12 protein-coding genes are annotated in these 15,686 nt (G+C 36.7%); 4 read left to right on the plus strand and 8 right to left on the minus strand.

The genetic code is table 11. From position 1 onward, the window contains the following. Positions 1 to 109: 109 nt before the first annotated feature. From D8Q48_RS02525 to D8Q48_RS02540, 4 genes are all read right to left on the minus strand, one after another. On the minus strand, positions 110 to 1,489 hold the full coding sequence (locus tag D8Q48_RS02525; protein WP_243116199.1) for a D-alanyl-D-alanine carboxypeptidase family protein: 1,380 nt from the start codon (positions 1,487 to 1,489) through the stop codon (positions 110 to 112). 88 nt (positions 1,490 to 1,577) lie between these two features. Further along, positions 1,578 to 2,150, minus strand: a complete 573-nt coding sequence (gene scpB / locus D8Q48_RS02530; protein WP_121055278.1) for an SMC-Scp complex subunit ScpB — start codon at positions 2,148 to 2,150, stop codon at positions 1,578 to 1,580. Positions 2,151 to 2,154: 4 nt separating this feature from the next. After that, positions 2,155 to 2,907, minus strand: coding sequence for a segregation/condensation protein A (locus tag D8Q48_RS02535; protein ID WP_117989891.1), 753 nt, complete (start codon positions 2,905 to 2,907; stop codon positions 2,155 to 2,157). A gap of 13 nt (positions 2,908 to 2,920) precedes the next feature. Then, positions 2,921 to 3,790 carry a metallophosphoesterase gene (locus D8Q48_RS02540; RefSeq protein ID WP_243116200.1) on the minus strand — a complete coding sequence of 290 codons (870 nt, stop codon included), beginning with the start codon at positions 3,788 to 3,790 and terminating at the stop codon, positions 2,921 to 2,923. 232 nt (positions 3,791 to 4,022) lie between these two features. Between D8Q48_RS02540 and D8Q48_RS02545 the strand changes: the two genes are divergently transcribed. Together D8Q48_RS02545 and D8Q48_RS02550 are read left to right on the plus strand one after the other, a co-directional pair. After that, positions 4,023 to 5,237 carry a D-alanyl-D-alanine carboxypeptidase family protein gene (locus D8Q48_RS02545; protein WP_330514198.1) on the plus strand — a complete coding sequence of 405 codons (1,215 nt, stop codon included), beginning with the start codon at positions 4,023 to 4,025 and terminating at the stop codon, positions 5,235 to 5,237. A gap of 70 nt (positions 5,238 to 5,307) precedes the next feature. Continuing rightward, complete coding sequence (locus D8Q48_RS02550; protein WP_121055280.1) at positions 5,308 to 6,024, plus strand: DnaJ domain-containing protein; 717 nt, start codon at positions 5,308 to 5,310, stop codon at positions 6,022 to 6,024. A 21-nt stretch (positions 6,025 to 6,045) separates the two neighbouring features. Here D8Q48_RS02550 and D8Q48_RS02555 read toward each other — a convergent pair whose 3' ends face one another. Next, a complete protein-coding gene (locus D8Q48_RS02555; RefSeq protein WP_121055282.1) occupies positions 6,046 to 8,475 on the minus strand; it encodes a cation-translocating P-type ATPase in 2,430 nt (809 codons plus the stop codon). 205 nt (positions 8,476 to 8,680) lie between these two features. Between D8Q48_RS02555 and D8Q48_RS02560 the strand changes: the two genes are divergently transcribed. Then, on the plus strand, positions 8,681 to 10,042 hold the full coding sequence (locus tag D8Q48_RS02560; protein WP_118688530.1) for a MurT ligase domain-containing protein: 1,362 nt from the start codon (positions 8,681 to 8,683) through the stop codon (positions 10,040 to 10,042). Continuing rightward, a complete protein-coding gene (locus D8Q48_RS02565) occupies positions 10,039 to 10,797 on the plus strand; it encodes a glutamine amidotransferase (protein ID WP_117989887.1) in 759 nt (252 codons plus the stop codon). The genes D8Q48_RS02560 and D8Q48_RS02565 overlap by 4 nt, the downstream gene beginning before the upstream one ends. A 53-nt stretch (positions 10,798 to 10,850) precedes the next feature. Here the strand turns inward: D8Q48_RS02565 and D8Q48_RS02570 are convergent, their stop codons facing one another. From D8Q48_RS02570 to rpsU, 3 genes are all read right to left on the minus strand, one after another. After that, positions 10,851 to 13,475 carry a cation-translocating P-type ATPase gene (locus D8Q48_RS02570; RefSeq protein WP_117989886.1) on the minus strand — a complete coding sequence of 875 codons (2,625 nt, stop codon included), beginning with the start codon at positions 13,473 to 13,475 and terminating at the stop codon, positions 10,851 to 10,853. Positions 13,476 to 13,736: 261 nt separating this feature from the next. Next, the gene (gdhA, locus tag D8Q48_RS02575) at positions 13,737 to 15,071 is read right to left on the minus strand and encodes an NADP-specific glutamate dehydrogenase (RefSeq protein ID WP_117989885.1); all 1,335 of its coding nucleotides are present in this window, start codon (positions 15,069 to 15,071) and stop codon (positions 13,737 to 13,739) included. Between the two features lie 365 nt (positions 15,072 to 15,436). Further along, positions 15,437 to 15,613 carry a 30S ribosomal protein S21 gene (gene rpsU / locus D8Q48_RS02580; protein ID WP_004054229.1) on the minus strand — a complete coding sequence of 59 codons (177 nt, stop codon included), beginning with the start codon at positions 15,611 to 15,613 and terminating at the stop codon, positions 15,437 to 15,439. Positions 15,614 to 15,686 lie beyond the last annotated feature (73 nt).

Below are 15,686 nucleotides of genomic sequence, written 5' to 3' on the forward strand. Positions count from 1 at the left end.
TAGTATAAACCACTCTCATCTAAATTTCAATCAACAAAATACATATTTTGTCATTTTTTTCACATGTTTCTTTTAGTTTCACATTATTATAATTTAATTCACTTTACTATTATAATAGGAAGGTTTCCACTGTTTTCCTTACACACCATTGATAATTTCTTCTTTCAATCATATTCTTTACTATCACAGTTTGTCTTTTTATGACATTTCCATCTAATAAATACTGTATTTCTCCCACTTCTGTTTTTGCTTCAACCGGTGCATATAACTGTTTTTTCAGCACAATTTGTAAATGTATTTTTTGATCTTTCCGAAGCAAAAACTGTTCCAGCTCTGTTGAATCTGTATTTTCACCTTCTTCCATATTTTTCATCCACACTTTTGTATACGATTCTCCACTTATTTTTCCATTAGCCGGAACTCCCTTTACAACAGGAATCTTAATATCTGCTAATTCTTTTGAAATGTTTCTCATCTCTATCATGACATATTCAAATGAGTCCAGTCCATATTGCATCAGTTTACGTGTATCCTGCCATTTATAACCCTTATTATTTGGCCAGCCACATCCCAAAAGTGCAACAATTAATTTTTTATCATTTTGTTCCAAAGCTCCCACATAACAATATCCCGCCTCACCCGTAAATCCTGTTTTTCCTGCTATTGCACCCTCCATCATTTTCAAAAATGCGTTATGGTTATTACATGTATACTTGTATACATGCGAGCAATCTTCAAAGTGATGTGTTTCCGTCTGTGATATTGCCAAAAACTGTTTTGCCTGTGCCGAATCCTGTATGCAATATTTCATGATTCGTGCAAGTTCTTCTGCTGTTGTCTGATGACTTCCGTTTTCATCTGAAGCATCCAATCCATTTGGTGTAATAAAATAAGTATTTTTACATCCCAATCTTTGTGCTTTTTGATTCATCATATCTGCAAAACCCTCCACACTGCCTCCAATATGTTCTGCAATCATAACCGCCGCATCATTATGGGATTCCAACATCAATGAATATAACAAATCTCTCAACAAAATTTCTTCTCCCTCGACAACTCCCAATCGCACTTTAGGCTGATTTACTGCATTTGAACTTGCAATAACAACATCATCCAAATCACCATATTCTAGTGCAAGAATACAGGTCATAATCTTTGTTGTACTTGCCATCGCACGTTTTTGTCCTCCATTTTTTTCAAACAATATTCTCCCGCTTTTTGCATCCATGAGCACCGCAGATTGAGCATATAAACCATGCGGTTCCTGAATCCTATCTTTTTCAGATGCTTCTATTTCTTTTGTATTTTCTGATTTTCTAGTAGTATACACCCTCGTCTCATTCACCATACTTATCGGAACAGAATAATTTTCTTTATTCGAGCAGATAAAATCCCACAAAAAATAAAAGCCAATGATAAATATCGATGCAAGCATCAACACCTCCATGGCTCTCTTCTTGTTTAATATTCTGTTTTTCTTCAGCATCATAAATTCACCCGACATTATTTATTAACTATTATATGCTAATCTATTTGCTATATGTCTTGCAAATTACAACTATACAAACGAATCCACTTTACAAATTCAATTTCAGTTCCGCTTCATCTTCTGCCTCTTCTTTAAACTGCTCAATTTGATCTGTATTAAGCATCGGAAGTTCATCTAAAGACTGTACACAAAATCTCCGCAAAAATTCTTCTGTTGTTCCAAATAAAATAGGACGTCCCGGAGCATCTAACCTTCCAACCTCCTCTGCCAAACCATACTCAACAAGCTTATTAACTGCATGATCTGATTTCACACCTCTGATTTTTTCAATCTCAATTTTTGTAACCGGCTGTTTATACGCTATAATAGACATAGTTTCCAATAATACATCCGTTAAAACATGTTTCTTCGGTTGTCTTGCAACACGAATTAAATATTCATAGGCTTCTTTTTTGGTACACATCTGAAACGCATGATCTAACTCGATAATCCGAATCCCTCGATCCTTTGCTTCATATCGTTTCATCAATTTATGTATCAATTCCAACGTTGTATCTTCATCCTGTTCAATTGCACATGCAATCTTATTTAGCTCAACAGATTCTCCCATTGTAAAAAGAATTGCTTCTATCGCCCCCTGAAGTTCCTTTTCTTTTTTCATTTTATTAACACTCCTGTATCTGAGACTCTATGATAATCTCACCACAAGTCTCTTCCTGCTCTACCTTGATCATTCCGCTCTTCATCATTTCTAAAATTGCAAGAAAGGTTACTACCACATGCATCTTGCTTTTTTGTTCCATCAATAATTGTCGGAAACTAAACCTGCCATGTGTTCTTGCGTAAGATTCTACATAAGCCATCTTATCCGGAAGGGGAACCTCTTCTTTTTCTATTTTTCCAAATTTACTTCGAATAGGATCAATCTTTCGTTCCTGTCGCTTCATGACTTCTTCGAAAATTTTATGTAATCTCTGCAGATTCAAATCTCCTAATAGTAAATCCAAATCAACCGGCTCTTCATATTTTAAAATTTCATCAGGAACTGACGGATTCTTATACATAATGTACTCCGAATCCATTTCTCTATCTTTTAGTTCATAAGCCATATATTTATACATTTTATATTGTAATAATTGTTCCACAAGTTCCTGGCGCGGATCTTCTTCCTCGCCTTCTTCGTTTACTTCCTTCGGAAGCAACATTTTGCATTTTATATCTAATAATGTAGCAGCCATCAGCAAAAATTCACTCATAATATTAAGATCTTCTCTTTGCATCTGATGTATATATTCCATATACTGATTTGTAATTTCAACAATTGGAATATCGTAAATATCTACTTTGTTTTTATCAATCAGGTGCAAAAGCAAATCTAACGGTCCCTCAAACACCTCTAATTTTATAGGAATCCCCATATATATTCTCTCTTTACTGTTTACTTATTTGAAATACGATCAATTCTGCCGGATTAAACAACCGAATATTGACTGTATGTGTTCCCAGACCACGACTCACGATTGCTGTCTGATCTCCTCTGACTTTCATCTCTCCTGCATGCTTTGGGAATAGATGAAATTGCGGTGTTATTACACTTTTACCATTCGGAAGACAAATTAAACCTCCATGTAAATGCCCGGACAAAGTAATATCTGACCCCCATGCCTGATACGCCTCCATATATTCCGGATTATGTGCCAGCAATATCTGAATCTCTTCCCGGTTTGCCGGACCAACCTTCTGTGCTATGTCTTCTTTAGTCACCTGATGAGTTTTCATCTTTTCATATACTTCCATCCGTAATTCCAAGCCTGTCAAAGACAATTTATTTCCATCCAACTCTACTTCTGCACTTTCATTTTCCAAAAAACAAACTCCTGCATCCAGCAATCGTCTTTTATATTTAACAAATGCATCTCCATATTTTTCCGGCTTTTCTTTCATACGTTGCTCATGATTTCCGTTTGCATAATATACCGGTGCAATCTTAGCGATTGATTCCACAAATTTTGCTGCTGATTCATAAGAAATATTTTCTTTCCCAACCAGAATATCTCCTCCAATTAAAATCAGCTCTGGATTTTCCATCTTTATCTTATCAATCAGTTTCTTATTATGTAAGCCATACTCATGATTGTGAAGGTCACTCAAAAATATGATTTTCCCGCTTTTTTCACCATTCCATTTTGATAACAGTACTTTGTATCTCGTAATACAAAATGTGTGTAATTCTCTTTCAACCTCAGCAAACACGCCCGCTATTAATAACAGAATAACTATCCAAAACCACATTTTCCACATATAATATGTTTCCTCGTTTCCTATTATCTTAATAATTTATCATCTTAAATATAGCAAATATGCCTAATCTATTTTATATTAACATTTTTCTTTTTGGAATTCAACTGTTGCAATCCAGCCATTCCCGCAATATTCTTTTAATTAAATTATCAATATTTTGAGATAATATATTTGAATTACTAAAACAGGATATGAATATAAATAGATTAAATAGTTTTATGGTGTGTGTCCATTGAAAAATAAAAAAATATTATTTCTACGGAGTATTTGTCTGATTTTAGGATTGACAATCATCATAAGTGGAACTCATAATTTCATCCTTTTTGCTAAAGAAAATCCAAAAGATTCAAAAATACCTGCCAGCCTTGAATTACATGCGCCTTCTGCAATCTTAATGGAGGCATCTACCGGAACTATCCTTTATGAAAAAGATTCCGATACACCACGTCCGCCTGCCAGTGTAACGAAAATTATGACAATGCTTCTGATTTTCGATGCTTTGGAAGAAGGAAAAATACATTTGGATGATACTGTGCCTGTTTCAGAACATGCCGCTTCTATGGGAGGTTCTCAAGTATTTTTAGAGGTTGGTGAAACTCAAACTGTAGATACCATGCTAAAATGCATTTCTGTCGCAAGTGCAAATGACGCATGTGTGAGCATGGCGGAATATATTTGCGGCAGCGAGGAAGAATTTGTCCGACAAATGAATCAACGTGCAAAAGAATTAGGTATGAACCACACCACATTCATCAACTGTAATGGACTGGATGCAGATGGTCATGAAACAAGCGCACGGGACATTGCACTCATGTCAAAGGAACTGATTACAAAATATCCTCAGATTCATGATTATTGTACTATCTGGATGGAAAACATAACTCATACAACACGTAAGGGAACATCTGAATTCGGACTCACTAACACTAACAAACTAATTCGTCAATATGAATATGCCACTGGCCTGAAAACCGGCTCCACAGGATTAGCAAAGTTTTGTGTCTCTGCAACTGCCAAAAAAAATGATATCGAATTAATTGCCGTGATTCTTGGTGCCGACAATTCTAAAACTCGTTTTCAAGATGCTGTCACCTTATTAAATTATGGGTTTGCCTCCTGCCAGATTTATAAAGATTATTCGCCTCCTAAACTCGGGAAAATAAAAGTAATCGGCGGTATAAAAGAAAATATTCCTTGCAAATACAAAACTACATTTCAATATCTTGATACTAATGGACAAAATCTATCGGCTATAACAAAACACTTAGAATTAAAAAAAGAACTGCACGCACCTATCCATAAAGGAGATTCCGTTGGAAATTTGATTTATAAATTAAACGGAGAAGAAATAGGACGAATCCAAATTCTGGCTGCTGTTTCTAGTGATAAAGCCTGCTTCTGGGATTGTCTGAAAAAATTACTGTCTTTCTACTTTCATGTTGCTTAAATAGTTGATTTTTTTTATTTCTTGCCTTACAATAAATAATTAGGTATTTATTAACAATCAAGGAGAACTTATGGCAAAACGCACATATTATCATATACTTGGCATCTCCCGAGACGCCGGTTTAGAAGAAATTACAGCTGCTAAAAACGCATTGGCAAAAGTGTATCATCCGGATGCCAATATACACACAGATATCGATACTACTGCCCAGATGCAGGAAATTCTCGAAGCTTATCGAATATTATCGAATCCAGAAAAAAGGAAGGCCTATGATTTAGAATTAGGTGGCGGAAAGAAACGTGTTTTCCGTACATTTAATATGGAAGAAGAAGCAAAACAAGCAAAGAAAAAACCTGAAGCAGACTCTTTTGTAACTTATTGGAATGCTGCACAAAGACTAAATGAAATTGTCACAAAAAGTTCTATGCTTATCCAGCGAGAGTCCAAACGAAAAAGCATTCCAATCAAAATACTGGAAAAATTCGGAAACAAAGAATTTGTATCACCTGCTTTAAATGCTGAATTAGAACACTTATCTATCGAAGCCTTAAAATATATTACAACATTAAAAACTGCTAATATTCCCATGCAATATTGGAATTCTGAGACAATGAACTGGCTGTTAATTCAATGGGGGCAGGGTGTATATCCAGATCACCAAACACTTCTTGCACAATATGATGTTTATTTAGCACAGAACAAAACCAGTTCAGAACGAATGAAATTAAACAACGAAAACAAACAATTTCATCATCACTTAAAAAAGCTGCTGACTTATGCTCTATAAGTCAGCAGCTTTCATTTATAATCATTCCGTCGCTTTTCCACGAAGTCGCAAATAATAAAACCTTGTTTTATCTACAAGAATTGTCAAGAATCTAAATGCTGATTCTGTTGCAATTGAAAATACCACAAACAACATAATACACTTTACAGACATCCCTGTGATTGCAAAAAGTCTATGAAGATATACACTGCAGAACAATAATCCTGCGATACACCCCATAAGAATTCCAACACGTAATTTATTCATTGGTGCACTAATCTTAAACAAAATCATAAATCCGACTATTGCAAGCAGCATCGTTGCTGCAGTCGAAATATCTTTTGAATCCACACCAAAACTCTGTCCAAATATCACCAAAGCCCCTACTGCCAGGACATCTGTCAATGCTGCCGGTAATGCTTTCAAGAACACATTTGTAAGGAAATGACCTTTGATAATATTTTTGTTTGGCTCCAATGCAAGGAAGAAAGCCGGAACACCAATTGTAAACATACTGATCAAAGAAATCTGTGATGGTTCCAATGGATAAGTAATCATAAATACCACAGAGAACATCGACAGTAAAAATGAGAAAATATTCTTTACAAGGAACAAGCTTGCCGAACGCTGAATATTATTTACAACACGACGTCCTTCCAATACAACCTCTGGCATACACGAAAAATCTGATTCCAGTAACACAAGTTGGGATGCTTGTGCCGCTGCATCACTTCCTGATGCCATTGCAATACTGCAGTCTGCATCCTTCAATGCAAGTACATCATTAACGCCATCTCCTGTCATGGCTACTGTTTTTCCAGCATCCTTCAACATCTGAACAAACTGCCTCTTTTGATTCGGAGTAACTCGTCCAAATACATTATATTTTAATACTGCATCTCTCATTGCTTCTTCATCCTTGAGTGTAGATGCATCGATATAGCGTTCTGCACCTTCTACCCCGGCTTCTTTGGCAACCTCAGACACTGTACGTGGATTATCTCCGGAAATAACTTTCACTTCAACTCCTTGCTCTGCAAAATATGAAAAGGTTTCTTTTGCAGCTTTACGAATTGGATTTGCCAGCATCAAATATCCTAATGGGCAAATTGGTTTTGCCAATTCATTTCCATCTATTTCTCCATCATATGTTCCGAATACCAGAACTCGCAGCCCCTTAGCAGCATAACTTTCAATGTCTTCCGCATATGTTTCATACGCTTCTTTCAAAACAAACTCTGGTGCGCCTAATACATATGCTTCATCTTCAAATGTAACACTACTATACTTTGTTGCCGATGAAAATCCTGTTTTTGAAATTGGTTTGCGTCCAGAAGCATGTGGAAAGCTCCTTTTAATTGCTTCCATTGTAATGTTATCTCTATCCATTGCCGCAGCAAAATCTCCAATCAGCTGACTAAGAGGTGCCATGGTCTCATTATCATATTTATCTGTCGGCTTAAACTCACGGACTTCCATAGTATTATCTGTGATTGTTCCTGTTTTATCTACACAAAGCACATTTACACGAGCAAGTGTTTCGATACACTTCATATCATGAAGCAGAACTTTCTTTGTAGCAAGACGCATGGCACTAACTGCTAATGCCACACTGGCAAGCAAATACAATCCTTCTGGGATCATTCCAATTACTGCTGCGACCATAGATGTTACGCTAGAACGAAATCCTTCCCCTTGGAAAAAGAAACCCTGTACAAATAAAAGGATTCCAATTGGAATAATTGCAATTCCGGCAACCAACACTAATTTATCCAGAGCACGTATCATCTCTGATTGTTCGTTGTCCTGCATCTCTTTTGCCTGCAAAGTCAATTTTGAAATGTAAGAATCCTCTCCTACTTTATCCAAACGAGCCCGACATTCTCCCGATACAATAAAGCTTCCAGACATTAATATGTCTCCCGGCTGTTTTGTAATCTCGTCCGCTTCTCCTGTCAAAAGAGATTCATTGACCTGCACAGTACCTAAACATACTTCAGCATCTGCACAAATCTGATTTCCGGCTTTAAAAACCACAATATCGTCGAGCACTAATTTTTCTGCATCTACCAGGCTTTGTTTTCCATCTCTTATAACCATTGCATGCGGTGCATTAAGCATCGTCAGATTATCCAGTACCTTTTTTGCTCGGATCTCCTGTATAATTCCTATTAATGTGTTAGCAATAATAACCGGTAAAAATGTCAGATTTCGAAATGAACCGACAAGGCACAACAATATTGCCAAAATCAAGAAAATCAAGTTAAAATACGTAAATACATTCTCATGAATAATATCACGAGTTGTCTTTGATGGTGGATCTACCGCCCTGTTTGTCCATCCATGCAACCTGTGTTCCTGCACTTGTTGTGAAGTCAGTCCTTGCTCTGGATTCGGTGTATATCTCGTTGTTGGAATACGCTTTACTTCTTGTTTTTTTTCTGTCTTTTTCTCTAAGTTATTTTTTTTCAATATTAACCAACCTCGTTTTCCTTTTTATAGCATTCATTTTATCATAGCCACAAAAAAATTCCAGTATCTTTATAAAATATTCAGAAATTCCTCGATTTCCTTGTTTTATTATGTCTCTTCACTTATAATAGTACAAGTATCGGCAGAATTCTATATTTTAGTTCTTGCTGACTATAAAACATAAAGAATGAAAGAGTGAATCATTATGAAATTAAGAAGCAGATTAGCAATTCGCTGCGCGAAACTAACCAGTATTTTGATTAAAAAAATGAATCGCGGAAGTGGAGTTACTCTCCCTGGATATGTTGCGCGGATCATTGACCCTAATATTTTGAACACGATGTCAAAACAAGTACGCGAAAAGACCATTGTAACAATGGGAACAAATGGAAAAACTACAACAAACAGTATTTTATATCACGCATTGAAGGCGGAAGGGAAGAAAGTTATCATCAACCGAACAGGTGCCAATATGATGAATGGTATCATTTCTGCATTTGTTCTTTCTACTGATAAGCGCGGACATTTAGATGCAGACTATGCCTGCATCGAGGTAGATGAAATCGCATCTGTCAATGTTCTTCCTCAGCTCAAACCTGACTGTGCTTTATTAACTAATATTTCACGTGACCAATTGGATCGCTTTGGTGAGGTTGATATCACTTATAATAAGTTGAAAACAGCTGTCACAAGTGTCCCTGATACAACATTAATCATTAACTGTGATGATATTTTATCCTACTCTCTTGCAAAAGACTGTAATAATTCTTACGTCACATATGGAATCAGTGAACAGATTTTTGATGACATTTCCCGTTCTGAGATTCGTGAAAGTATTTTCTGTCGTTCTTGTGGTACAAAACTTGAATATGAATTTTTCCATTATGGACAACTTGGTATCTATCATTGTCCAAATTGTGGATTTAAACGTCCAGACCCGGATTATACAACAACCAATGTTGTATTAAAAGATGAATTATATTCCTTTGATATGGATGGCATGCATATTCAATCCACAGCGCGTACTCCATACAATATTTACAACACATTATCCGCTTATGCGGCATTACGTGCATTACATGCACCACTACAACATTTCCAGAGTATGATAGAATCTTTCGATTACGGTAATAATCGCGAAGATATTTTCAATATCAATGGTGCACGTGTACAACTTCATTTATCTAAGAATCCAATTGGATTCCAGCAAAAAGTTTCACTTGTACTCAAAGATCCAAAACCAAAAGATATCATTATCCAGATTAATGATACCTATCAGGATGGTGAAGATGTCTCCTGGCTTTGGGATGTAGATTTCCAGTATCTTGCAGATGCTAATGTATCTACCATCCTTACAAACGGAACTCGCCGACACGATATGGGACTGCGTTTAAAATATGAGGATATTCCTTGTGGTTCTACCACAGATTTAAAACAATCTGTTGAAGATTTAACTAAGAATGGCACAAAAAATCTTTATATTATTGTCAACTACTCTGGTCTGTATCGCACAAACCACTTATTAAATGAGATGCAAAAAGAAACGGAAGGAGAACTGAAATCATGAAATTAACAATCGGACATCTTTATCCTGATTTATTGAATCTTTATGGTGACCGCGGCAATATTCAATGTTTTCGTAAACGTTTAGAGTGGCGTGGAATTGAAGCAGAAGTCATTCCTTTTCTTTCTGGCGACAAAATTGATTTTTCCAAACTTGATATTGTACTATTAGGTGGTGGATCTGACAGAGAACAGGAACTTGTATGCGGATATTTAAAAGAAATCAAAGCTGATTTTAAAAATTATGTTGAACAAGGTGGCGTTGTTCTTGCTGTATGTGGTGGTTATCAATTATTAGGTAAATATTATAAAACTGACAAAAAAATGATCGAGGGGCTTGGTATTCTCAATATCACAACAGAATGGGAACCTGAGCGTCTGATCCGAAACATCATTTTACAAAGCCCTCTCTTCTCTGATCCTGTTGTCGGCTTTGAAAATCATGGCGGACGTACCTATATCAATGACCATACACCATTTGGAAAGGTATTCTTCGGACTTGGCAACACTGGAAAATCTGGTTATGAAGGTGTAGTGTATAAGAACGTTATTGCAACATATCTTCATGGCCCACTCCTTCCAAAAAATCCTCAGGTATGTGATTACTTGTTGGAACGGGCTTTACAGCGTAAATATGGAGAAAATGTAACGTTATCTCCACTTCCTGACGAATTGGAACACAAAGCAAATAGTTACATTTTTGATCGTTATAATGACAAAAAATATGTACTCCAAGAAACAATTAAACGTTATACCTAAATTGTTTTCATCAACAAAAATGAGCAATCACAAACGATTGCTCATTTTTTATATTATTTTTTTCTGGATTTACAATATCCTTGAATAGTTTTTATCAACTGAATCACCGGAAGATTTAAAAATGCAAGGAAATATACCAGCAAAAGCTGTGTTATTGTCAATGTCTGAACCTTGAACAATCCTTGTAAGCCCGGAATCATAATTACTAATGTTACCAAAATCGTTCCTAATGCAAATGCACCCAGCAGATATTTATTATTAAAGAATCTTCTTGTAAATATTACTGGTTTATCTGACTTACAGTTAAATCCATGTACCAATCTTCCCAAGCACAACGTTGCAAATGCCATTGTACTTGCAAGCGTTGCATTTCCGCTACGATATCCTATCAGAAATGCTATCATAGAGATTGCTCCAATTACAAAACCATCAACCCCTATTCTCGCCAAAAAAGATCTTGTTAAGATTGATTCCTGCATCGGTCTAGGTTTATCCAGCATAACATCTTTCGTATGCGGTTCTAATCCAAGTGCGATTGCCGGAAGGCTGTCTGTCAACAGATTAATAAATAACAAGTGAACCGGAGCAAACGGAACCGGTAAGTTCATAACCGATGCATATAGTACTGCTAAAATCGCTCCAAAATTACCTGATAAAAGGAATAAAATTGCCAGTTTTATATTTCGGTATAAATTTCTTCCATTTTCTACCGATTTCACAATTGTTGCAAAATTATCATCTGTCAGAACAACCGCTGAAGCATCTTTTGCAACCTCGCTTCCCGTAATTCCCATTGCGACACCTATATCTGCCTGCTTTAATGCAGGAGCATCATTCACTCCATCTCCTGTCATTGCTACGACATTTCCTTTTTCTTGCCATGCACGTACAATCCGGATCTTATGTTCCGGCGATACCCTTGCATATACAGATATATGCTCAACAAAATCCTGTAATTCTTCATCTGACATACATTCAATCTGAGCACCTTCACAGGCTTCCGATTCATCCTGCAGAATGCCTATTCTCTTTGCAATTGCCGCTGCTGTTACTTTATGATCTCCTGTTATCATAATCGGACGTATTCCGGCTTTCTTACATTCTGCTACCGCCGCCATTGATTCTTCTCTCGGAGGGTCCATCATTGCTATCATACCCAAGAAAATCAAATTATTTTCATCATCATATGATAATTCCCACTCGTCTACAACTTTCTTATATGCAAATCCTAATACTCGCAATCCTTCTCTTGAAAATTTCTGATTGTCCTCTTCAATTTTTTGTTTATCCTCTTTTGTAATCGGACGAATCATTCCATTTTCCATTATTTGTGTTGCTCTGGATAATAATACATCCGTTGCTCCTTTTACAACCATAACAGGGATGCCTTCTATTGTATGTTTTGTCGACATCATTTTCCGGTCACTATCAAACGGAATCTCGCTTTCCCTTGGATATTTTGCTCGTATTTCTTCAACATTAATATCCAATTTTCCACCAACATTCAAAAGTGCTGTCTCTGTCGGATCTCCAATTTCAACACCATCGATGTTAGATGCATCATTACACAAAACACTAAACGTAAATAACTTTCTTTGAATTTCAGAATCCATATCAATGTCTTCTGACGAAATTCTTGTTTTATTTACATAATAATCTTCTACAGTCATCTTATTTTGTGTCAGTGTTCCTGTTTTATCAGAGCAGATTATTGACACACTGCCAAGACCTTCAACAGCTTGTAATTTTCGGATAATCGCATTTTCTTTTGCCATTTTCTGTGTTCCGAATGACAACACTATTGTCACTATCGAACTAAGTGCCTCTGGAATTGCTGCTACTGCAAGCGCAACCGCAAACATGAATGCATCTCCTACACTTCCTCCTTGCAAAACATTTACTCCAAAGAGAACACCACAGAATATTAATATCAAAATTGACAACTTCTGGCCAAATTGATCCAGATTTACTTGTAACGGAGTTTTCTTGTCTGCTGCATTTTGTATCATGCCTGCAATTTTACCGACTTCCGTATTCATACCAATTCCTGTTACAATATAGGCAGCTCTTCCATAGGTAACAAAACTACCTGAATACAACATGTTAGTCCTATCACCAAGTGCAATTTCCGACTCACCTTTTATACATATTGTTGTTTTTTCAACTCCTACACTTTCTCCTGTCAATGCACTCTCATCAACCTTGAGCGTCGCTGCCTCCAAAATTCTTCCGTCTGCCGGAATGAAATCTCCTGCATCTAAATGAACAATATCTCCCACTGTAATTTCTGTAGATGGGAGCAATACAATATTTCCATTTCTAAGCACTTTTGCCTCTGGACCTGACAGTTTTTTCAAGCTCTCCAATGACTGTTCAGCTTTTCGTGTCTGAACAGTTCCGAGCACTGCATTCATTGTAATTACAACTAGAATTACAAGTGCACTTTCCCAATCTCCAAGCACACCGGATACGATTGCAGAAATTATCAATATAATAACTAAAAAATCTTTGAACTGTTCCAAAAACAACTGTAGTACAGATTTCTTTCCTGCGGTCTCAATTTCATTCCGCCCATATTTTGCAATATGTTCTTTTACCTGCGATTCTGTCAATGGCTCTAGAGTTCCATTCACACTCTGACAGACTTCTTCACCAGTCATATGATAGTATTCTTTCATACCAGTTCTCTCCTTCTTTCAAATTGTTTAAAAGGAATAATTTTATATATTAGGAAAAACTTTTGCTAATATATAAAAAAAGAGACTTTTGCTGTATCAATCTAATTATGATACAGCAAAAGTCTCATCATTTCATCACGATACGGATAGGTAAGCCCATCGTATTGACGACATCGTGAACGCACTATATACGCCGATTACTCCCTTTTACAAGGTAACTATACAATTTTTATTTTAAAATGTCAATCATTTTTTATCTGATTAGCAGATTCCCTGAGCTGTCATAGCATCAGCAACTTTCTCAAATCCGGCAATGTTAGCACCTACAACATAATTGCCTTTGAATCCGTATTTTTCAGCTGCATCAGCTGCATTATGACAAATATTAACCATGATATTTTTCAGTTTAGAATCTACTTCTTCAAATGTCCAGCTCAATCTCTCACTATTCTGTGACATCTCAAGTGCAGATGTAGCAACACCACCGGCATTAGATGCTTTACCTGGTGCAAACAATACACCATGCTGCTGTAAGTACTCTGTAGCTTCCAATGTTGTAGGCATATTAGCACCTTCTGCAACAGCTATACATCCATTAGCAACAAGTGCTTTTGCATCCTCAAGATGAAGTTCATTCTGTGTGGCACATGGAAGAGCAATATCTACTTTGACATTCCATACACCTCTTCCCTCATGATACTCTGAGTTTGGACGATAATTCTTATATTCTGTAAGTCTTGCACGTTTTACTTCTTTGATTTCTTTCAATGCTGCAACATCAATTCCATCCGGATCATATACCCATCCTGTAGAATCACTTACTGTTACAACTTTAGCTCCGAGCTGCTGAGCCTTTTCTGTTGCATAGATTGCTACGTTACCAGCACCAGAAACTGCTACTGTCTTACCTGCGATATCCTGTCCGTTTAATTTCAGCATCTCTTCTGTGAAATATAACAGACCATATCCTGTAGCCTCTGTACGAGCTAAAGATCCACCATAGCTTAATCCTTTACCTGTCAGAACACCTTCATACAGTCCGCGGATTCTCTTGTACTGTCCGAACATATAACCAATCTCTCTTGCACCTGTTCCGATATCTCCTGCTGGAACATCTGTGTCAGCTCCAATATATTTACAAAGCTCTGTCATAAAGCTCTGGCAGAATGCCATAACCTCTCTATCAGATTTTCCCTTAGGATCGAAATCTGATCCACCTTTACCTCCACCGATTGGAAGACCTGTCAAAGAGTTTTTAAAGATCTGCTCAAATCCAAGGAATTTGATAATTCCAAGGTTAACAGATGGATGCAGACGAAGTCCTCCTTTGTATGGTCCAATAGCACTATTAAACTGTACACGGTATCCTGTATTAACCTGTACCTGTCCTTTATCATCTACCCATGGAACTCGGAATTTAAACTGTCTTTCTGGCTCAACCAATCTTTCAAGTAAAGCATCTTTACGGAATTTTTCTTCATTTGCTTCTACTACTACACGAAGAGACTCTAATACCTCTTTTACTGCCTGATGAAATTCAGGTTCTGCTGGATTTTTTTTCACTACTAATTCAATGACTTCATCTACGTATGACATTCTAATCTACCTCCTAAAACTAGAAAAAGCATGCAGTTAGTCTGCAAGCTTTCCGACATCTTTGTCTTCGCTCTTTATTGTATAAGCATTGTCCTCTGTTGTCAATAAAAAATTTATTATTTTACAACACTGTTACGTTAATGTGGTAAATGTTCCTCTGAAACATTACTGAAAAATGTAATTTCTCATGTAAGAACAAAGAATGTGCCTCGGCACATTCTTGCGCCTGCGGCGGTCGCTTGCGGCACCTACATTATACGCCGCAGTGCGCATCCTAAACGGAGCGTTTTTTATATATTAGGAAAGTCCTTTCCTAATATATAAAAAACAAGGTACTGAATTCAGTACCTTGTTAATCTGCACTATTAATTATACTTACGTTTTCTAGCAGCTTCAGATTTCTTTTTACGTCTTACGCTTGGCTTTTCGTAATGTTCTCTTTTACGAATCTCCTGCTGAATGCCAGCTTTCGCACAGTTTCTTTTGAATCTGCGTAAAGCACTATCTAACGTTTCGTTTTCTTTAACGATTACATTTGACATAGTCTCACACCTAACCTCCCCTCCAGCCTTGTATTGTGCATCATACGACTGTTCGGGTATATTTATTGCACTA

The sequence above is a fragment of the Ruminococcus sp. B05 genome (genome assembly GCF_003628495.1).
Lineage (GTDB): Bacteria > Bacillota > Clostridia > Lachnospirales > Lachnospiraceae > Schaedlerella > Schaedlerella hominis.